Below are 20,210 nucleotides of genomic sequence, written 5' to 3' on the forward strand. Positions count from 1 at the left end.
CGTGACGGCGTGGCGGCGCGCTACGACTTGGAGGCACCGGCGGTCAGGCCGGTGACCAGGTGGCGCTGCACCAGGTAGAAGAAGGCCGCGGACGGGATCGCGATCAGCACGGCGGTCGCGGCCATCAGGTTCCACTGGGCGTCGTGCTCGCTGACGAAGGTCTGCAGGCCGACCGCCAGCGTGTACTTGTCGGAGCTGAGCATGAAGGTGGAGGCGAACGGCACCTCGGCCCAGTAGGTGAGGAAGGAGTAGAAGGCCGCCACCGCCAGACCCGGGCGGGCGAGCGGCAGCACCAGCCGCCAGAAGGTGCCGAACGGGCTGAGCCCGTCGACCCGGCCGGCCTCGTCGATCTCCACCGGGATGGTGTCGAAGTAACCCTTCAGCAGCCAGGCGCAGTACGGCACGGTGGTGGTCGAGTAGACCAGGATCAGGCCGGTGTAGCTGTCCAGCAGGCCGAGTTCGGAGAGCATCGTGTACATCGGCACGATCAGCACCGCGATCGGGAACATCTGGGTCACCAGCAGCGACCACATCAGCGGCTTGTGCCCGGGGAACTTCATCCGGGAGACGGCGTAGCCGGTGGTGGCGGCGAGCATCACACCGAACACGGTGGTGATCCCGGAGACCAGCAGGGCGTTGCCGAACCAGGTGAAGAAGTCGGTGTCGGACAGCACGTGCTGGTAGTTCGACAGCGTCAGCTTGCCGAGGATCTCGCCGGGGTGGAGGTAGTCCGTCTTATCCGGGCCGAGCGAGACGAACAGGATCCACGCGACGGGGAACAGCGCGATCAGGCCGGCCAGGATCAGGGTTCCGTGGGACAGCGCCCGGGCCAGCGGGCTGCGCTCGCCGCGGCGGCGGACCTTGACGGGCCGGGCGGCCGGGGCCGGGGCCGCCGCGCGGGCCGGGTGTTCGGTGGTGGTGCTCATCGGGGGTACCTGCCTTCGTGGGTCAACTGGGTCCGGGGCCTCAGCCGTTGGCCTGCTCGTTGCGAGCGAGCCAGCGCCGGTAGAAGGCGGTGAAGACGATCAGGATGGACAGCAGGATCACGCCGTAGGCGGCGGACTGCGCGTAGTCCCGGGGGATCTGGCCGAAGCCGAGCCGGTACGCCCAGGTGACCAGCAGCTGGGCGTCGGGGGCGCCGGTGCCGAAGAGCAGGAAGATCACGTTGAACTGGTTGAACGTCCAGATCACGCCGAGCAGCACGACCGTGGAGGAGACGGAGCGCAGCCCGGGCAGGGTGACGTACCGGAAGCGCTGCCAGGCGGTGGCGCCGTCCATCTCGGCGGCCTCGTACAGCTCGGCCGGGATCGACTGGAGGCCGCCGAGCAGCGAGATCATCATGAACGGCACGCCGGCCCAGGTGTTCACCATGATCGCGGCCGCCTTCTGCGCCCACGGGTCGGTGAGCCAGCCCGGCTCGGGCAGGTGCAGGACGGAGAGCATGCCGTTGACGACACCGCCGTCGGCGAGCATCAGGCGCCAGGAGAAGACGGTGACGAAGGTCGGGACGGCCCACGGCAGGATGAGCAGCATCCGGTAGGCGGCGCGGCCGCGCATCTTCTGGTTGAGCAGCAGCGCGAGGCCGAGACCGAGGGTGTAGTGCAGGAAGACGCAGATGCCCGTCCAGGCGATGGTCCAGACGAAGTGCGACCAGAAGCGGTCGTACGAGCCGGGGCCCCAGAGGATGTCGGCGTAGTTGTGGAAGCCGACGAACTCGTAGCTCGCCGGGATCTCGTTGACGCCGATCTTGCGGGCCACGTTGAGGCTGTTGGCGTCGGTGAGGGTGAGCCAGATGCCCTCGGCGAGCGGGTAGAGCACCAGCACGCCGAGCACCAGCACCACCGGCGCGATCATCGCGTAGGCGTACCAGTGCTTGGCGTAGGAGCGCTTGACGCGTTCCAGCAGGCCCGGACGCTGCTCGCGCTCCCGGCTGCCCTTGCCGGTGGCGCCCTGCACGGCGACTGACATCGTTTGCACCTTCTCGGGGGAATTCTCGGGGGAGCCGACGGCCCGGCCCACCGGGGGTGACGGGTGAGGGGTGAGGGTGGCGACGAACGGCGGACAGCGAACAGCCGACAGATGATGAAATCTGTCATCTGTCATTCGTTCGCCGTCACGCGTTCGCCGCCACCCACCTGCCCGTCAGCCGTCGGCCGGCGGGCCGGGCGCGGGACTACTTGGCGAAGCCCGGCAGGAGCTTGGCGTAGTCGGTGGCGACGGTGTTCAGCGCGTCCTGGGTGCTCGTGCCCTGGACGACCTTGCCGAGGTTGGTGTTCAGCGAGGCGAGCAGCGAGCTGTACTCGGGCAGCTCGGGGCGCGGCTTGGCGCTGTTCAGCACGGCCTGGAAGCCGGCGATGCCCGGGTCGGCCTTGACGTCGGCGGTGAAGGCGTCGGAGCGGGTCGGCAGGGTGGCGTTCTTCTGCGCGATGAACGCCTGGCTCTCGGCCGAGGTCATGAAGGCGGCGAACTTCTCCGCGGCGGCCTTGTGGGCCTTGTCCGCACCGGCGTAGACCGAGATGTTGTGGCCGCCGGTCGGGGCGGCACCCTTGCCCGCGGAGCCGCCCGGGACGGCGGCGATGCCCAGGTTGTTCTTGTCGGCGAAGGCCGAGCCCTTGTAGATGTTGGTGATCTCCCAGGGGCCCTGGATGATCGCCGCGACCTTGCCGCTGTTGAACGCGTCCATCATGTGCGCGTAGGCGTCGGTGGTGACGTCGGCCTTGGTGGTGCCCGGCGAGGTGAACATCGTCTTGTAGGTCTCGACGGCCTTGACGGCCTCCGGCGAGGTGATGGTGATCTTCTTGCCGGCGGCGTCGACCGTGTCGGTGCCCTCGCCGAACAGGAACGGCAGCGCGTAGTAGCCGTCGGCGGCCTTCAGCCAGAAGCCGTCCACGCCCGCCTTCTCCTTGACGGCGGCGGCGTCGGTCTTCAGCTCGTCCCAGGTCTTCGGCGCCTCGGTGATGCCGGCCTGGGTGAACAGCGCCTTGTTGTAGAGCAGGCCGAGGGTGTCGGTCACCAGCGGCACACCGTACAGCTTGCCCTCGTACTTGGCCTGCTGGATCAGGCTCGGCTGGAAGGCGGAGGTGTCGGCGGCGGCCGGAGTGCCGTCCAGCGGCTCCAGGTAGCCGGCCTTGGCGAAGGCGGCGGTCCAGCCGACCTCGGAGCGGAACACGTCCGGAGCGCCCTTGGCCCCCATCGCGGTCTGGAGCTTGTTCTGGGCCTGGTCGAACGGCACGTTGACGAAGTCGACCTTGACGTTCGGGTTCGCAGCCTCGAACTTCTTGACGAGCTCCTGGTAGTTCGGCGCCTCGTTGGTGGCGTTCGACGTGTCCCAGTACGTGAGGGTGACCGGCCCGTCGGCCTTGCCGTCGGAGCTGGAGCCGCTGCTGCCACAAGCAGCCATCGAGACCGCGAGGGCCACAACGAGGGCAGAGGCCGCGATGCCACGCCGCATGAGAACTCCTAGGGAGGGTGGGGGTGCCCGAGATGTTCCGAGACAGGCGCATAATGGCTGCCTCGTGCCGACCGCACCGTTGCTGCCGTCGGGCTCGGGAAGGAAGTTAACAGCGGCGCAAGAGCGACGGAAAGTCCTTGCAGCAAGTTTCTGCAAGAAACGGCGATCGTTACGCCCGCGTGTCCTGGACGTTGCCGCACGGTAGTTGACGGTGGCGCCGATTGACCCGCTTTGCCCGATTCGCCCACCCTCACACTGGCCGACGGAACCACCGTCCGTGGCCGAAAGCGATCTGCAGCAGACTGGACGCATGCGAATCAGAGCCGTCACCAGGGACGAACTTCCGCTGCTCGCCGAGCTTGAGCGCGCCGCCGGCGCCCCCTTCGCCGCGATCGGCATGCCGGAGATCGCCGAGGACGAACCCCCGGCACCGGAGGAGCTGGCGCACTACCTGGACCAGGGCGTCGCCCTGCTCGCCGAGGCCCCCGGCGGAACCGTCGCCGCCTACCTGCTGGCCGAGCCGGTGGACGGCGCGCTCCACATCGAACAGGTCTCCGTGCATCCCGACCACGCCCGTCGCGGCATCGGCCGCGCGCTGATCGAACACCTCGCCGGGACCACCGACGCCCCCGCGCTCACCCTCACCACCTTCGTCGAGGTCCCCTGGAACGCCCCCTACTACGCCCGCTGCGGCTTCCGGCCGCTGGCCGAGGACGAACTCACCCCGGGCCTGCGCGAGATCCGTCGCAAGGAGGCGGAGCACGGCCTGGACCGCTGGCCCCGGCTCTGCATGCGCCGGGACCTGCGGCCGTAACACCCGCCACCCGGCCGGGCGGTCCTACCGGTCGGTCCCCTCGGCCGCCGGGGTCCCGGCAGCCCCCGCGATCCCCAGCCGGAGCACGGTCGTCGAGCGGAACTCCTCCCCCGGCCTCAGCTCCGTGCTGGGGAACGCCGGGTGGTGCGGGGAGTCCGGGAAGTGCTGGGTCTCCAGCGCGATCCCGGCGAACGGCCCGTACGGGACGCCGCTCGCACCGGTGACCGCGCCCTGGAACTTGTTCGCCGTGTAGACCTGGACGCCCGGCTCGGTGGTCAGCACCTCCAGGGTGCGACCGCTGACCGGGTCCTCCAGCAGCGCCGCCCGCGCCGGACTGCCGTCCGCCGGCCGGGCGCGCAGCACCCAGTTGTGGTCGTAGCCGCCGGGCCCGGTCAGCTGGAGGTGCTCGTCGTGCACCGACTTGCCGATCGGCGCGGCCACCGTGAAGTCGAACGGCGTTCCGGACACCGGCTCGGTCCGGCCGTACGGGATCTGCCGCTCGTCGGCCGGGGTGTACGCGTCGGCGTCCAGGGTGAGCAGGTGACCGAGGACGTCGCCGCTGCCTTCACCCGAGAGGTTGAAGTACGCGTGGTTGGTCAGGTTGACGACCGTCGGCTTGCTGGTGACGGCCCGGTAGGCGATCACCAGCTCGCCGGAGGCGTCCAGGGTGTAGGTGACGGTGACGTCCAGCGCGCCCGGGAAGCCCTGGTCCCCGTCCGGGCTGTGCAGCGCCAGCCGCACTCCGCCCTCGACCGGCTCGGCCGCCCACATCCGGTGCGCGAAGCCGTCCGGACCGCCGTGGATGGTCATGCCGCCGCCGGTCGGGGCGAGCTGGTGCTCCTCGCCGTCGATGGTGACCGAGGAGCGGTCGATCCGGTTCGCGTACCGGCCCACCACCGTGCCGTAGTGCCGCGCCGGGCCGAGGATCTCGGGCAGCCGGTCGGTGGCCAGCAGCAGCTGGGCCGTGCGGCCGGAGCGGTCCGGCCCGCTCAGGGTGTGCAGGGTCGCACCGAGGGTGAGCACGCTCGCCTCGTACGGGCCGGCCGTGAGCGTCCAGCGCTCGATCGCGGCGCCCGCCCCCGAGGGCTCCAGGGGCTCCTGCCGCACGCTGGTGGCCTCGCTCGCCATTGGCCTGCTCCTCACTGGCGGCCGCGGTGCACCGCGGGCGCCCGGTTCCGGGTCCGTCGCGGGGGCGCCGCGGCGGCCCCGTCGGCGTCAGCCTAGCGACGGCGGCGGCCCCGGGGGCGCTTCCGCGAACCAACGCGCCGCCCGGAGCGCCTGCCACCCCGTCACCCGACCCGCCGCCGCACGCGCCCCCGGTGGACCGGGGGCACGCCCTAGTCGTCCAGGTCCTCCAGCCGGCCCGCGTCCCGCTGCTGCTGAGGCAGCCCGAGCGCCGAGGCCAGCCCGTCCGGCCCGCTGCCAGCCTTGCGGTAGACCGCCGCCAGCCGCCGGTTGACCAGGCCGATCGGCACCCCGAGCTCGTCGGCGATCCGCTGCGGCGGCACGCCCTGCACCGCGCGCTTGGCGACCTCCCACTCCGCGCTGCTGAGCGTCTCGATGGTCTCCCGGAAGTCGCGCAGCCCCAGCCGGTTGGGCCGCAGGCCGTAGTTGGCCAGCTCCCGGCGGGCCCGGTCGACCAGCCCCTCCGCGGAGCAGTGCTGGGCCAGTTCGATGCCCTGGTACAGGTACTCCTGGGCGTCGTCCAGCCGTCCGACCCGGCGCAGCGCGGCACCGAGGTCGACCAGCGCAACGGCGTGCTCGTAGCCCGCCGGGGACTGCCCGAGGTACGCCACCGACTCCTCCAGCAGCTCGACCGCGGCCCGGCCGTCCTCGATCCGGGCCTGCAGGCGCAGCGCGCTGCCGATCGCCGAGGCGGTGCCGAAGGCGCGGGCGTCCAGCACCGCCTGCTGGGCGTAGTCGCGGGCGCGCTCCGGCTCGTCGTCGGCGATCGCGATGGCGAGGTGGCCCGCCCAGGGCGCCCAGACGGTGTTGCGCCAGCCGCGGACGTTCAGTTGGGCGCCGGCCTCGGTGAGCGCGGCGGCCGCGCCGGCGAACTTCTCCTTGGCGACCAGCAGCTTGCCGTACAGCGAGGCCGCGTCCGGCAGCACCATGGCCGTCGAGTGGTACGGCGGGTGGAAGCCGAAGTCGTTGGCGAGGTTCCAGGCCTCCTCCACCCGGCCGCGGGCGATCAGGGTGTCGACCAGCACGCCGATGGCGTCCCAGGCCAGCGGCAGCCTCTCGCCGATCCGCTCGGAGATGCGGTAGGCCCGGCGCAGGAAGTCCTCGGCCTCGGCGAGCAGGCCGCGGCGGAACCGGGCCAGGCCCATCAGGAAGTAGGCGAAGCCCCGGTGGGCTCCGCTCCAACCGGCGATCTCGAACTGGATGATGGCGTCCGCGGCCAGCCGTTCGGCCTGGGCGATGCGGTCGTTGTAGATGTACGTCAGGCAGAGCATCGAGGGCAGTTCGAAGCCCCAGGTGGTGTCGGTCCAGCCGAGGCCCTTGGGCAGCCGAGTGCCTTCGAGGACCTCGTCGGCGAGCGCGAGCGCGTCGGCGGAGGAGGCGCCGCGCAGGGTGAGGTCCCAGGCGCGCATGGCGAGTACGGCCCGGTCGGCCGCCTCCCGCCCGGGCAGGTTCCGGCACATCACGCCGAGCCGGTCGGAGCGGCCGGGGCCGTCCTCCTCGGACTTGCGGAAGGCGTGCCACATGAAGGAGGCGGCCTGGAGCCGCTGGCGCCCGGCCGGGTCGATGGTCTTCAGGGCCTCCTCCTGGCAGACCAGGGCGGCCTGGCCCAGCTCTCCGGCGTGGGCGAGCACCTCGGAGAGCCGGAAGGTGGCGTCCACGCGCAGGGCGGGGCGCAGCGGCACCTCGTCCGGGTCGAGGGCCAGCTTGAGCTGGTTGACGGTGGCGACGGGGTCGGTGAGCAGTGCGGAGCAGCCGAGTTCGTAGAGCACCTCGGCCTTGATCTCGTCGGCGGGCGGCTCGTTGAGCGCGCGGTGCAGACAGCGCTGGGCGGCCTCGGGGGCGCCGATCAGCTGGTGTTCGACGGCGGCGCGGCGCAGCTTCCTGACGATCCGGTCGTCGCCCTCGCCGGAGTGGGTCTCGACCAGGTGGCGGGAGGCGGCGAGCAGGCCGAGTCCGGCGTTCTCGATCTCGGCGGCGGCGATGCCGTGCATCCCGAGGCGGGTGGCGTCCGGCATGGTGTTGTAGATGGAGCTGGCGATCAGCGGGTGGACGAACTCCAGGTTCCCGTTGGGGGTCTGGGTCAGCACGCGCTGCTTTCGCAGCTGCTTGATGGAGTCGCGGGCGCCCTCGCTGCTCTGGGTGGAGATCCTGGTGGCGAGGTCGACGCGGATGTCGGTTCCCAGCATCGCGCAGGCCCAGGCGAAGCGCAGGGTGGCGGCGCCGAGGCGGTCCAGCCAGCTCTTGAGGGTCATCCCGGCGGCGTCGACGGCGAGTTCGCGCAGCTGCCGGGAGTTCTCCTCGACCGGTTCGAGCTCCTGCTCGCGGACCTGGTCGAGCAGGGCGTTGGCCTCGAACGGATTGCCGTTGACGACGTTCCAGAACTCGTAGCAGAAGGCGTCCTCGGCCTTGTCGCCGAGCTCGGCGCGGATCATGTCGGTGACGGAGCTGAGGGTGAGCCGGTTGAGTTCGTGCCGGCGGGCCTTGAGCAGGAGGACGTCGCGGCGGTAGTCCTGGGTCTCGGTGGGCCAGTCGTTCTCGTCCTCCCGGAAGGCGAAGACGAGCAGGACGGGAAGTTCACTCGATCGGATGGCGAACTTGGTCAGCCAGGACAGTGACTCCCCGTCCGCCCAGTGCAGGTCGTCGACGATCATCACCATCGGGGCGCGGCGCGGTGCGAGCTGGGTGAGGACGTAGTCGAGGCCGTCGCGCACGCCCTGGGGGTCGAGTCGGCGGGCGCCGACCTTGGGCTGCTTGAGGCCCATGGCCGGTCCGACGACCTCCTCCCAGGTGCCCATGACCTGGCTGAACACCTCGGGCTGCAGGCCGCTGAGCACGGGCTGGAGCAGCTGGCGCAGCACGTGGTAGGGCTCCTTGAACTGCCGTTCGCCGCCTCGGGCGAACAGCACGGTGGCGCCGTCGCGGAGCTTGGCCAGGCGCCGGACCTCGTGCAGCAGACTGGTCTTGCCGATGCCGGGGCGACCGGAGAAGGTGAGGAGGTCACCGATCTCGGTGCCTCCGGCCGCGAAGCCGCGGCAGAGCTGGTCGACGGCGGCCTCCACCGAGCGGAGTTCGGCGTCGCGGTCGCGCAGCCGGACCCGGGGCGCGGTGCCGTCGCCGTCGTGGGCGGAACCAGCACCCGCCCGAATTGCGTTCTCCTGCTCGGTCACCGTCGTGCCTCCGCCTCGCCCGCTCGCGTCACAGCTCCATCACTGCGTGGAGCCGAGGTTAGCGCCGCACGAACCTTCCCGTGGGGCATTCGTGCAGGCTGGGGCGGACGGTGAGGGTTCGGGCGAGCGGCCAAGGGCAATTGCCCTATATCCCTAACGTCCGATCATTACATCAGATACCCTACGGCCTTCGAGGCGCGGATGATCTTGCGAAACCCACCCCCACCGTCCATGCCCCGTCACGTCAACTCCCCCCACCATCAGTGCTCGAACAAAAATCGCCCCCACCCTCCGCTGCACCGGGAGTCCGATGTCTGACGACACCTCACTTCAGATTCCGTTCCCGCACCGCCGCAGTCCGCACGGCCCGCGCGCCACCGAACTGCACCGGGACTGGCTGATCCGCCACCCCCTGCTCCCCGACGCCGACCACCCCGGCTATGCGCACTGGGAGGTGGTGGACCTCGCGGCGCTCGGCTATCCGGACACCGATCCGGACGAACTCGCCCTGGCCGCCGACCTGATGGGGTTCTACTTCCTCTTCGACGACCAGTTCGACGGGCCGCTCGGCCGCCGCCCCACCGAGGTCGCCCCGATCTGCGAACGGCTGATCGCCGTCCTGCACGGCGCCCGCCCCGACCAGGGGTCCGCGGTCGAGACCGCCTTCGCCGACCTGTGGGACCGCAGCGCGCGGGGCATGCCGGCCCGCTGGCAGGCCCGCGCCGCCTACAACTGGGAGTACTACTTCGCCAGTCACCCCGCCGAGGCCGCCGGCCGGATCTCCACCCGGCCGCCGGACCGCGACGGCTACCTGGAGCTCCGCCGGGGCACCGCGGCGATGGAAACGATCTTCGACATGATCGAACGCCTGGGCCAGTTCGAAGTCCCGGCCGCCGTCCTGCACCACCCGGTGCTGCGTCAACTCCGCCAGCTGGCAGCCGACATACCGTCGCTCAGCAACGACGTGCGCTCCTACCCGCTGGAGGCGCCGCGCGGGGACGTGAACAACCTCGTCATGATCGTCCAGCGGGAGCGGCGCTGCTCGGCCGAGGAGGCCTGCGCGGCGGTCATCGCCGAGGCCCAGCTGATGGTCGACCGCTGCGCCGAGCTGCGCGACCGACTGCCCGACGTCCACCGCGAGTTGGGACTCTCCCGGATCGAACGCACGATCGCCCAGCGGTACGCGGACGGACTGCTCACCTGGCTGGCCGGCTACCTCAGCTGGGAGGCCCGCACCGGCCGGTACCACGCGGTCTGACCGGCGCGCGCCCGGAGCCGCCCGACGGGCGTGCGGTGGTGCGCCCCGAGGGTGTCGCCCCGGCCCCGCGGCGGCGTGCGGCGGCACGCCGCGAGGGTGGACCGGCCGACACATGCGGCGGCGTGCGGCGGCACGCCGCAGGGGCGGCCCCGCCCGCACGGGACGGCGCGTGGCAGCGCACCGCGCGACCGCGTCCGGGGCGCGCGCCCCCACAGTGATCCGATCCGAACGCCTGCGGCGATCCGGCTCGGGGAACCCGTGGTGATCCGCTTCGCGGCGCCCGCGGTGATCCGCTCCGCGATACCCGTCGGCACCGTCGGCCCCGGAGGCCCCGGAGGCCCCGGAGGCCCCGGAGGCACCCCCGGAACGGCCGGACGGCACACCCTCCGTACGGGACGCGCGCACGGACCGTAGCCGCGCCGTGCACCCGGCGGCTATCGTGCTCGGCGGCGGGCACCCCGACGGGGCGCCGGTCCGATGTGCGTGTCCCACCCCTCCCGCCGGATCACCCCTGACCGGGTGGTCCGGCGTGCGCCGTCCCCCCGCGGCCCGAGCCGCGGCGGGCGGCACCCGACGCAGCGAGGAGACAGCGAGCATGACGGTCTACCAGCCCCCCGGCACCCCCGGCAGCATCGTCGCCTACCGCTCCCGGTACGAGCACTGGATCGGCGGCGGATGGACGCCCCCGGTGCGCGGCGAGTACTTCGGCAACCCCACCCCGGTCACCGGCGAGGTCTTCACCGAGGTCGCCCGGGGCACCGCCGAGGACATCGAGGCCGCCCTGGACGCGGCCCACGCCGCCGCCCCGTCCTGGGGCCGCACCTCCGCCGCCGAACGGGCGCAGGTGCTGCTCCGGGTCGCCGACCGGATGGAGGCCAACCTGGAACAGCTGGCCGTCGCGGAGAGCTGGGACAACGGCAAGCCGGTGCGCGAGACGCTGGCCGCCGACCTGCCGCTCGCGGTCGACCACCTGCGCTACTTCGCCGGCGCGCTGCGGGCCCAGGAGGGCAGCCTCTCCCAGCTGGACGAGGACACCGTGGCCTACCACTTCCACGAGCCGCTGGGCGTGGTCGGCCAGATCATCCCGTGGAACTTCCCGATCCTGATGGCGATCTGGAAGCTCGCCCCGGCGCTCGCGGCCGGCAACGCGGTGGTGCTCAAGCCCGCCGAGCAGACCCCGGCCTCGGTGCTGCTGCTGGCCGAGCTGACCGCCGACCTGGTGCCGCCGGGTGTGCTCAACATCGTCACCGGCTTCGGCGAGGAGGCCGGCGCCCCACTGGCCGCCAGCAAGCGGGTCCGCAAGCTCGCCTTCACCGGCGAGACCGGCACCGGCCGTCTGATCGCCCGCGCCGCCGCCGACAACCTGATCCCCGCCACCCTGGAGCTCGGCGGCAAGAGCCCCAACCTGTTCTTCGCGGACGTCGCCGCCGCCGACGACGCCTTCTACCACAAGTCCGTCGAGGGCTTCGCGATGTTCGCCCTCAACCAGGGCGAGGTGTGCACCTGCCCCAGCCGCGCGCTGATCGAGACCCCGGTCTACGAGCGGCTGCTCGGCGACGGCCTGGCACGGGTGCGCGCGATGCGCCAGGGCAACCCGCTGGACACCGAGACCCAGGTCGGCGCCCAGGCCAGCGTCGAACAGCTGAAGAAGATCCTCTCCTACTTCGAGATCGGCCTGGAGGAGGGCGCCAAGGTCCTCGTCGGCGGTGAGCGGGCCGACCTCGGCGGCTCGCTGGCGGGCGGGTACTACGTGACCCCGACGGTCTTCGAGGGCGTCAACAGCATGCGGGTCTTCCAGGAGGAGATCTTCGGGCCGGTGGTCTCGGTCACCCGCTTCGACGGCTTCGACGAGGCGGTCGCGCTCGCCAACGACACCGAGTACGGGCTCGGCGCGGGCGTGTGGACCCGCAACATCAACACCGCCCACCGGGCCGGGCGCGCCATCCAGGCGGGCCGCGTCTGGACGAACTGCTACCACGCCTACCCGGCCCACGCGGCGTTCGGCGGCTACAAGAACTCCGGCATCGGGCGGGAGAACCACAAGGCGCTGCTGGAGCACTACCAGCAGACCAAGAACCTGCTGGTCAGCTACTCCCCCGACGCGGTCGGCTTCTTCTAGGCCGGCATCGGCACCGGCACCGCTACTCCGCCGGCACGTCCCGGGAACGGGAGCGGGAGGCCCACCGGGACCTCCCGCTCCCTCGCCACTCCCCGTGGCGGGCGCCGGGGCGACTCACCCGTTCCGGGGGATCGAAGCACATCGAGGCGGCCGATTCACCGACGCGCCGCCGACATGCCCGGACAGCCCGCGCGAACGCCGTAAACAGGACTCCCCGCCCCTCACCCGAACCGGGAGTCCCGCGTGACCATCGCCCCCGCGAAACTCAGCGACCCGTCCGTCCGCGCCTTCGTCACCGCGGTCAACGCGGGCGACCGCGAGGCCTTCTTCGCCTTGCTCACGCCGGACGCGACGATGTCCGACGACGGGTCCGAGCGCGAGCTGGCGGACTGGGTCGACCGGGAGATCTTCGGCCCGAACGGCCGGATGGCCGTCCAGACCGAGTCGAACGGCGGCCAGGCGCTGGTCGCCGAGTTCACCAACGACACCTGGGGCACGATGCGCACCGCCTGGCGCTTCACCCTCGACGGCGGGAGGATCAGCCGCTTCGAGACCGGCCAGGCCTGAGGCCGGCGCGTGCCCGGGGCACGCCCTACCGGTCCAGCCCCAGGCACCCGCGCACCGCGCGGATCAGGTTCCGCGAGCGGACGTCCCCGGTGACGCCCGGCTGCATGCCGTTGGTGACGTAGCCGAAGCCCAGCCCCAGGTCGGGGTCGGCGAAGCCGAGCGAGCCGCCCCGCCCCGGGTGGCCGAAGCTCGCCGGGGAGGCCATCGGCGCGGTCGGGCCGTGCCGCCAGAAGCCCAGGCCGAAGGTGGAGTTGACGATCAGCACCCGGTCCGGGCCGCTCACCACCGGCCCGACCGCGCGCGCCAGCACCTCCGGTCCGAGTAGCGGCGGCAGCAGCGCGCCGGAGCCGTCCGCGCGGTCGGCCGCGCCGATCAGACCCGCGTAGAACCGGGCGAGCGACCGGGCGGTGCCGATGCCCCCGGCCCCGGGGATCTCGGCGGCCTGCACCGCCGGGTCGTTGAGGTCCACCCCGGGGCGCACCGAGGCGAAGGAGCGGGCGGTCAGCGAGGCCGGGTCCTGGTAGGCGTCCCGGACGGACTGCTTGGGCCGCAGCCGCAGCCCGCTCGGACCGGTCCGGGCCGCCTCCGGCGCCGGCAGGTCGACCAGCTTGCCGACCCGGGGCGCGGCGCCGGCCGGCAGTCCGATCCACAGGTCCAGCCCGAGCGGCCGGGCGACCTCCTCGGCGAAGTACTGGCCTATCGTCCGGCCGCTCACCCGCCGCACCACCTCGCCGACCAACCAGCCGAAGGTGTACGGGTGGTAGCCGTGCGCGGTGCCGGGTTCCCAGGCGGGCGCCTGCGCGGCGACGGCGGCGGCCGCGCGCTCCCAGGTGAGCACGTCCTCCAGCCGCAGCGGCACGTCCAGCGCGGGCACCCCGGCCTGGTGCGAGAGCAGCCAGCTCACCGGCACCCGGCCCTTGCCGGCCGCCGCGAACTCCGGCCAGTAGGAGGACGCCGGAGCGTCCAGGTCGAGCAGGCCGCGCTCGGCCAGCAGCAGCGCGGTGGTCGCGGTCAGGCCCTTGGTGACCGAGCGCAGCACCTGCGCGGTGTCCGCCGTCCAGGGCACCGCGGGCGCCGGCCGGCCGCCGACCTCCGGCCGGGCGTCGCCGCCCCACAGGTCGACCACCTTGCGGCCGCGCACGTACAGCGCGAAGGCCGCGCCGAGCTCCCCGAAGTCGGCGAAGTTGCGGGCGAAGGCCGCCCGGACGGGCTCGAACCCCTCCGCCGTCTCTCCCCAGATCTCCACCACCGCGCGCCGTCCTCCACCAGTTCCGCTGCTTCTCGTACCACTCGCGTCCGTTCTCGATCATCTTCGACCGAATCCGTTCGAACCGAGCCCCGAAACCCTAACCTGTCCCCCATGACCAACCCTGCCGAGGAACTGCTGGACATCGTCGACGAGCACGACCGCGTGATCGGCACCGCCCTGCGCGGCGAGGTCTACCGGCGCGGACTCACCCACCGCTGCGTCTTCATCCTGGTCCGCGACCCGGCCGGCCGGATCTTCGTCCACCGCCGCACCGACACCAAGCTGTTCGCCCCCGGCGCGTACGACATGTTCGTCGGCGGCGTGGTCGGCTCCGGCGAGTCCTACGCCGAGGCCGCCGTCCGCGAGGCCGAGGAGGAACTCGGCGTCCACGGCATCGTCCCGCGCCCCCTGTTCAAGTTCCTCTTCGAACAGGACCGGCTCTCCTGGTGGTGCGACATGTACGAGGCCGAGTGGGACGGCCCGGTCTCCCCCCAGGAGTCGGAGGTCGCCTGGCACGCCTGGCTCACCCCGGCCGAACTCGCCGACCGCCTCGGCCGGGACACCTTCGTCGCCGACGGCGTCGAGGCCTACCGCCGCTACCTGGCCCTCCGGTCCGCGTAGCACCGCCTCGACCTCGGAGTTCGGGGCGGCGTGCGACCGCACGGCCACGGGCCCCTGGCTCCACCGCGGAGCCGCCGACGAACTAGGGTGGCGCGCATGGCCTCCCGTACGCCGTCGCCGACGGCCGACCGCGCACCACGGACCTCCGCATCAGCCCGGGCGGCGGGCGAGCGGCCACGTCGGCGGCTGAGCGTGGACGAGCGGCGCGAGCAGCTGATCGCCGTGGCGCTGGAGCTGTTCAGCCGACGGCCGCCGGAGGAGGTGTCGATCGACGACATCGCCGCCGCCGCGGGCGCCTCCCGACCGCTGGTGTACCACTACTTCCCCGGCAAGCAGGCGCTGTACGAGGAGTCGATGCGACGGGCCGGACAGGAGCTGTCCACCCGGTTCGAGGAGCCCATGGAGGGGCCGCTGTCGGAGCGGCTGCACCGGGTCATGGGCCGCTACCTGGACTTCGTGCAGAGCCACGGGCCGGGCTTCGCCGCGCTGCTGCGCGGCGGCTCGGTCGCGGCCAGCGCGGGCACCTCCGCGGTGATCGACGAGGTGCGCCGCTCCGCGCAGGACCAGATCCTGGCCCACCTGGCGATCCCCGCGCCCAGCGTCGGACTGCGCCTGGCCGTCCGGGCCTGGATCGCCAACGCCGAGATCACCTCCTTGGAGTGGCTGGCCGAGCGCTCGGTGCCGCTGGAGGAGCTCCAGCTGCACCTGGTGCAGGAGTTCGTCGCGTCGCTCACCCTCACCGCGGCCCGCGAACCGGCGCTCGCCGCCGAACTGGGCTCCTTCTTCGCCGACGAGCGCCCCGACGGCCCGACCGGACGCCTGGTGCGGGACCTCGCGGGACTGTTCTCCGTGCCGGCGATCGCCGAGGCCGTCACCGCGCTCGCCACCGGCACCCCTGACGACGGGTCCGCGCAGGCCACCGGGACCGCCGCCGACACCTCCACCGGCACCGCTACCGGCACCGCCACCGAGTGATCGGCCGAGTGATCATCGGGTCATCCTGCGGTTCGGTCAGGACGGTGGGCTCTGATAGGAATGAGCGGGGATCTGACGGCGCGCCGCCGCGGCGGGCCCGGTCCCACCAGAACCACCGACCGCAGACGGAACAGAGCGGGGGGCTCACCAGTTGACCCAGGATGTCCAGTTCGGCGTGGAGGCCAATCCCTTCGCGGCAGCGGAGCAGGTCTGCGCGACCCTCGGCACCCTCACCGACGCCCTCTTCGACGAGCACACCTCGCGGCACCCGGCGGCCTCGCTGAGCGCCCTGCGACCGGCCGAACACCCCGCCGCCGAGGCGCTGTTCGGCCTGCCGCTGGCCCCCAACGGCCCGGTGCACGCCGCCCTCGACCGGCTCGGCACGGTGACCACCGCGGGCACCGCCCGCCCGGGCACCGGCGCGCGACTCACCGAGCGCGCGGTCTCCGCGCTCCAGATCCGGTACGGCGGCGACGCGGTGCGCGGTGCCGTCGCCGACCGGGGCACCATCTCGGCCGCGCTGTTCCAGCTCCCCGTCACCGGCGAGTTCGCCGACGCCAAGCTGCGGCCGCCGTTCGCCCCCGCGCTGGCCGCGCTGGCGGCCGGGCAGCAGACCCGGCAACCGGTCGAACTGCCCACCGGCGCGGGCGCCGAGGTCCGGCTGGTCGTGCCGCCGGGCTTCCACGCGCTGACCTCCCCGGGCGGTCCGCCCGGCGTCTCCGCCCGTACGGTGCCCGCGCTGCCCGAGACCGCCGACCGGACCGGCGGCACCGCCCCGGCCACTGTCGCGGCCGCCGAGGAGCTGGCCCGGCACCTGGCCGAGGTCGCCGACGAACTGTTCAGCGCCACCGGGCCGGAGCCGCGGCGCGACTTCGCGGTGATCTCCGCCACCCTGGCCGACCTGATCCGCGACGCGGGCGTCGTGTACGCCGGCGTCTGCGCCCTGGAGCTGGACAACCGCGCCTCGGACGCCGCCCTGGTCGTCTCGCTCGCCCGGCACCCGCTGCCGATCACCGCACTCGCCACCGAACTGGCCACCGTCCGGCGGCACGCCGAGGTCTGGACCGTGCTGCTGCCGGCCGGGCCGGCCGCCGTCCTGGTCGAGGGGCGGACCGTCCCGGTGCCCGGACCGCTGGCCGCCGACGGACAGCGGCGCTGGGTGGTCACCTCGGCCGTCCAGGCCTTCGTCCCGCTGCCGGACGGCGGGACGGTGCTGTGCGCCCAGCTGTCCACGGCGCGGCCGGAGGACTGGGAGCTGTACACGGAGGCCTTCGCGGAGCTGTTGAAGAGCATCCAGTTCGGCTGGGACGGCGTCCCGGCGCCGAGTGCCACGGCCGGCGTTCCGGCTCCCCCCGTGATCGACGTGCCGACCCAGGCACCGGCGTCGGCGCCGGCCCAGGCCGCGGCGCCTGCCGTCGCCGAGGAGGAACCGGAGGAGAGGCCGGTGCACCTGCGCGGCACTCCGGTCCGGGTCCCGCCCGCGGACTTCAACCCCTTCGCTCCGGTCGCGGAGGGTCCCGCCGACACGGGGGACGAGGCGGCCGCCGATACCGGGGACGGCCCGAAGGGCACCCCGGTGATGGTCCCGCCCGCGGACTTCAACCCCTTCTCCATGGAGGGCATCCCGGACGTGTCGGCGGGCGCGCCCGCGACGCAGCCCGCCGGGGCCGCTCCCGTCGCCGATCCGTTCGGCACCACGGTCGCGACCGAGCAGAAGGCCGACCCGTTCGGCACCGCCCTCCCCGCTCAGGGCCCGGCCGTTCCGCCACCGCCCTCGGCCCCGCCCGCCATTCCGGCCCAGGCGGCGCCCGCGGCTTCCGAGGCGGCCGACCAGGGCTCGGAGCAGCAGGGGGGCGCGGATGAGCCCGCGCCGCGCAAGGGCACTCCGGTGATGGTCCCGCCGCCGGACTTCAACCCCTTCTCCATGGAGAACATCCCGGCCCTGCCCACGGACGAACCGGAGCCGACGGACGAGGCGGAGGCCGAGCCGACGAGCCGCCCGTTCGGCTGAGCCGGAGGGGGTGCGGCTGTGCGCCGCCGTGGCAGGCAGGCGGGCGGCGAGTGGCGGGCAGCGGGGAACGAATGACAGCTGACAGATTTCAGATTTCAGCGAACGAAATCTGAAATCTGTTACCTGTCAGCTGTTATCTGTCAGCTGTCTGCTGTCTGCTGTCTGCTGTTCCCCGCAGGCTGCCGCCCCCGCACCGCTCCCTCAGCCCGCCCGCCGGGCCAGGTGCACCACGTCCGGCACCCCCCGGGCCACCGGGATCTCGTGCGTCACCACGTCCGAGAAGCCCACCGCCCGCAGCGCCTCCTCGAAGTCCGGCGAGGGCTGGGCGCTCCACACGGCCAGCACCCCGCCCGGCCGCAACCGGTGCCACAGCACCGCGAGCCCGTCCGCGCCGTACAGCCCGTCGTTGGACTCGGTGACGGTCCAGTCCGGCCCGTTGTCGATGTCCAGGCAGAGCGCGTCGTAGCGCTCGCCGTCCGCCGCCGCGAGGTACTCCAGCAGGTCGGTGTGGAGCACCTCGACCCGTGCGTCGTCCAGCGCACCGCCCGAGAAGGCGCCGAGCGGACCGCTCCGGTGCCATGCGATGATCGCGCTCTCCCGTTCGACGACGGCGATCCGCCCCCAGCGCGGTTCGGCCACCGCGTACGCCAGGGAGAAGCCGACCCCGAGTCCGCCGATCAGCACCGACGGCCGCTCGGCCGGGCTTCCCGTGCGGTCGAGCTCGTCCAGCGCCGCCTGGATCAGCAGCCGCTCCGAGCGGCCGTCGGCCGTGTCCATCAGGAAGCAACCGTTGGCGATGATCTCGAAGTCCCGACCGCGCTGCCGGAGCACTACCTCGCCGTACGGGCCCTCCCGCCGGTCGAGCGTGACGACGGCCTCCCGGCCGTCCCGTTCGGGCAGTGCGGTGGTCATCCGTGCTCCTCGGCGGACTCGGGCGAACTCGACTGCCGCGCCGCCCCGGCAGGGGCGGAGCGGACACCGCCCGACAATAGCGGAGTCCGCACCCCGGCCCGTCAGGTCGTGACCAGCACCCCCGCGTACGAGACGCCCGCGACGACCACCCAGGAGCCGAGCCCGAGCAGGGCGATCCGCCCACCGGTGCGGGCCATGGTCGGCAGGTGCACGGCACTGCCGAGACCGAACAACGCGGCGGCCAGCAACAGTTCCTGGGCGTCCGCGGCCAGGCCGAGGGTCCGCTCGGGCACCACCCCGGTGGTCCGCAGGACGATCATCGCCAGGAACCCGGCCACGAACAGCGGCACGATCGGCGGACGGCTGCCGGCCTTCGCCGACTTCGCGCCCGCCTTCTCACCCGCTCCGCCCGTCGCCGAGGCGTCCGCCGCAGTCCCGACCGAGGATCCCGTCGAAGGCCCCGCCGGGGCCCCCACCGGCACCTCCGCCGGAACCCGCGTCGAAGCCCCCGTCCGCCGCGCCCGCAGGTTCCGCCGCGCCACCACGGCCACGCCCGCGACCAGCGGCGCCAGCAGCACCACGCGCATCAGCTTGACCAGCACCGCCTCCCGCAGCGCCCCGGCCCCGCCGGTCTGCGCGGTGGCGACCACCTGCCCGACGTCGTGCACGCTCGCCCCGACCCAGCGCCCGAATTCCGACTCGCCGAGCCCGAGCGGGTGCTGCAGCAGCGGAAGCACGGCGATCGCCAGCGTCCCGCACAGCGTGACGAGCGCGACCGAGGCCGCGACGTCCTCCTCCTCGCTGCCCGCCGCCTGGCTGACCGCGCCGATCGCCGAGGCCCCGCAGATCGAGTACCCGGTGGCGACCAACAGCGGCTGATCCCCGGGCAGGCCGAGCCGCCGGCCCAGCCAGAGCGTCCCCGCGAAGGTGGCCGCGACCACCGCGAGCACCATGGCGACGGTGGCCCAGCCGAGGCCGAGCACGTCGTCCAGGCTGAGCTTGAGCCCGAGCAGGACGATGCCGAGCCGCATCAGCCGTTTCCCGGCGGTGGACAGCCCGGGCCGGGCGATCCCGCGGACCACCGGGCGCAGCCCGGGCAGGTGGGCCGCCGCCATGCCGAGCACGACGGCGGCGGTGAGCTCGGGCACGGCCGGCACCAGGGCGTGGATGCCCAGCGCCGCGGCCACCCCGAGGACCGCGAGCAGCAGCCCGGGGGCGTCGCCGCGCATCGGGGGCAGTGAGCGGGTGCGGACGGCGCGTTGCCGGAGGGTCAGTGCCACGCCGCCCTCACTGCTGCTGGTCGGCGGGCAGCCGGTAGATCCGCCGGATGCTGGTGCCGAGCCGCGAGACGTCCGCGCCGTAGACGTGGATGGAGATCGCCGTGCTGCTGCAGGAGTTGCGCACCAGGTGGATGTCGCCGGGCGGGGCGAAGGCCGCCACGGTGCCGGCCGGGCCGGCCACGTGCTCGGTCTCGACCAGTCGGGCGGTGGGGCCCTCGGAGACCAGCCGGTAGCGGGTCTCGCTCTCCTGTCCCTGGTGGACGCCGGCCACGCACCAGGAGACGTGGTCGTGGATCGGGGTCTGCTGGCCGGGCAGCCAGACCAGGGCGACGACGGAGAAGCTGCCGTCCTCCTCGGCGTGCAGGACGTGCTGGCGGTAGCGCTGCGGGTCGCCCTCGCGCTGGGCGGGGGTGAGCAGCGCGTCGGGCCCGTCCGGGTCGGCGTGCAGGTGCGGGGCGAGGCGTTCGCCGACCAGGTAGGCGGTGAGCTCCGGCGGGAGCCCGCGGTCCACGACGGCGCGGATCTCACTGACCAGCGCGGTCATCCGCTCGGTGAGTCGGTCACTGCCGACCGTGGCTGAGGGTGTCATCCCAACAGGTTC

The 20,210-nt window shown here is 73.1% G+C and carries 16 protein-coding genes; 7 read left to right on the plus strand and 9 right to left on the minus strand.

The window, feature by feature from the left end:
- Positions 1-20 precede the first annotated feature (20 nt).
- The 3 genes from ACWD4P_RS02180 to ACWD4P_RS02190 all read right to left on the minus strand — a co-directional run bounded on the left by ACWD4P_RS02180 (position 21) and on the right by ACWD4P_RS02190 (position 3,451).
- Entirely contained in the window at positions 21-926 is a 906-nt protein-coding gene (locus tag ACWD4P_RS02180) for a sugar ABC transporter permease (RefSeq protein ID WP_449778257.1), read from the minus strand.
- A 40-nt stretch (positions 927-966) separates the two neighbouring features.
- On the minus strand, positions 967-1,968 hold the full coding sequence (locus ACWD4P_RS02185; RefSeq protein ID WP_359823863.1) for a carbohydrate ABC transporter permease: 1,002 nt from the start codon (positions 1,966-1,968) through the stop codon (positions 967-969).
- Between the two features lie 205 nt (positions 1,969-2,173).
- Positions 2,174-3,451: an extracellular solute-binding protein gene (locus ACWD4P_RS02190; protein ID WP_359823861.1), complete on the minus strand. Its 1,278-nt coding sequence runs from the start codon at positions 3,449-3,451 to the stop codon at positions 2,174-2,176.
- 310 nt (positions 3,452-3,761) lie between these two features.
- Here ACWD4P_RS02190 and ACWD4P_RS02195 point away from each other — a divergent pair, with 310 nt between their 5' ends.
- Positions 3,762-4,265, plus strand: coding sequence for a GNAT family N-acetyltransferase (locus ACWD4P_RS02195; protein ID WP_359823858.1), 504 nt, complete (start codon positions 3,762-3,764; stop codon positions 4,263-4,265).
- 24 nt (positions 4,266-4,289) lie between these two features.
- On the opposite strand, the gene ACWD4P_RS02200 is transcribed toward ACWD4P_RS02195, so the two are convergent.
- Together ACWD4P_RS02200 and ACWD4P_RS02205 are read right to left on the minus strand one after the other, a co-directional pair.
- A complete protein-coding gene (locus tag ACWD4P_RS02200) occupies positions 4,290-5,393 on the minus strand; it encodes an aldose epimerase family protein (protein WP_449778258.1) in 1,104 nt (367 codons plus the stop codon).
- A 209-nt stretch (positions 5,394-5,602) separates the two neighbouring features.
- Entirely contained in the window at positions 5,603-8,617 is a 3,015-nt protein-coding gene (locus ACWD4P_RS02205; protein ID WP_449778259.1) for an ATP-binding protein, read from the minus strand.
- A 310-nt stretch (positions 8,618-8,927) separates the two neighbouring features.
- Here ACWD4P_RS02205 and ACWD4P_RS02210 point away from each other — a divergent pair, with 310 nt between their 5' ends.
- The 3 genes from ACWD4P_RS02210 (at position 8,928) to ACWD4P_RS02220 (ending at position 12,561) form a co-directional block, all read left to right on the plus strand.
- Positions 8,928-9,875 (plus strand): terpene synthase family protein, encoded by a 948-nt coding sequence (locus ACWD4P_RS02210; RefSeq protein ID WP_359825862.1) that lies wholly within the window; start codon positions 8,928-8,930, stop codon positions 9,873-9,875.
- 595 nt (positions 9,876-10,470) lie between these two features.
- A complete protein-coding gene (exaC, locus tag ACWD4P_RS02215) occupies positions 10,471-11,994 on the plus strand; it encodes an acetaldehyde dehydrogenase ExaC (RefSeq protein WP_449778260.1) in 1,524 nt (507 codons plus the stop codon).
- A gap of 243 nt (positions 11,995-12,237) precedes the next feature.
- Entirely contained in the window at positions 12,238-12,561 is a 324-nt protein-coding gene (locus tag ACWD4P_RS02220) for a nuclear transport factor 2 family protein (RefSeq protein WP_359825858.1), read from the plus strand.
- Positions 12,562-12,586: 25 nt separating this feature from the next.
- On the opposite strand, the gene ACWD4P_RS02225 is transcribed toward ACWD4P_RS02220, so the two are convergent.
- Positions 12,587-13,810: a serine hydrolase domain-containing protein gene (locus tag ACWD4P_RS02225; protein WP_359825855.1), complete on the minus strand. Its 1,224-nt coding sequence runs from the start codon at positions 13,808-13,810 to the stop codon at positions 12,587-12,589.
- 111 nt (positions 13,811-13,921) lie between these two features.
- Between ACWD4P_RS02225 and ACWD4P_RS02230 the strand changes: the two genes are divergently transcribed.
- From ACWD4P_RS02230 to ACWD4P_RS02240, 3 genes are all read left to right on the plus strand, one after another.
- Complete coding sequence (locus ACWD4P_RS02230) at positions 13,922-14,431, plus strand: NUDIX hydrolase (RefSeq protein ID WP_449778261.1); 510 nt, start codon at positions 13,922-13,924, stop codon at positions 14,429-14,431.
- Between the two features lie 96 nt (positions 14,432-14,527).
- Positions 14,528-15,406, plus strand: a complete 879-nt coding sequence (locus ACWD4P_RS02235) for a TetR/AcrR family transcriptional regulator (protein WP_449778262.1) — start codon at positions 14,528-14,530, stop codon at positions 15,404-15,406.
- A gap of 151 nt (positions 15,407-15,557) precedes the next feature.
- Positions 15,558-17,417, plus strand: a complete 1,860-nt coding sequence (locus ACWD4P_RS02240; RefSeq protein ID WP_449778263.1) for a hypothetical protein — start codon at positions 15,558-15,560, stop codon at positions 17,415-17,417.
- A 201-nt stretch (positions 17,418-17,618) separates the two neighbouring features.
- Here the strand turns inward: ACWD4P_RS02240 and ACWD4P_RS02245 are convergent, their stop codons facing one another.
- The 3 genes from ACWD4P_RS02245 to ACWD4P_RS02255 form a co-directional block, all read right to left on the minus strand.
- Positions 17,619-18,329 carry a spermidine synthase gene (locus tag ACWD4P_RS02245; RefSeq protein WP_449778264.1) on the minus strand — a complete coding sequence of 237 codons (711 nt, stop codon included), beginning with the start codon at positions 18,327-18,329 and terminating at the stop codon, positions 17,619-17,621.
- 101 nt (positions 18,330-18,430) lie between these two features.
- Positions 18,431-19,558 carry a YeiH family protein gene (locus ACWD4P_RS02250; protein WP_449778360.1) on the minus strand — a complete coding sequence of 376 codons (1,128 nt, stop codon included), beginning with the start codon at positions 19,556-19,558 and terminating at the stop codon, positions 18,431-18,433.
- A 58-nt stretch (positions 19,559-19,616) separates the two neighbouring features.
- On the minus strand, positions 19,617-20,198 hold the full coding sequence (locus tag ACWD4P_RS02255) for a cysteine dioxygenase family protein (protein WP_359825844.1): 582 nt from the start codon (positions 20,196-20,198) through the stop codon (positions 19,617-19,619).
- Positions 20,199-20,210 lie beyond the last annotated feature (12 nt).

The organism is Kitasatospora sp. NPDC002543 (assembly GCF_053594915.1).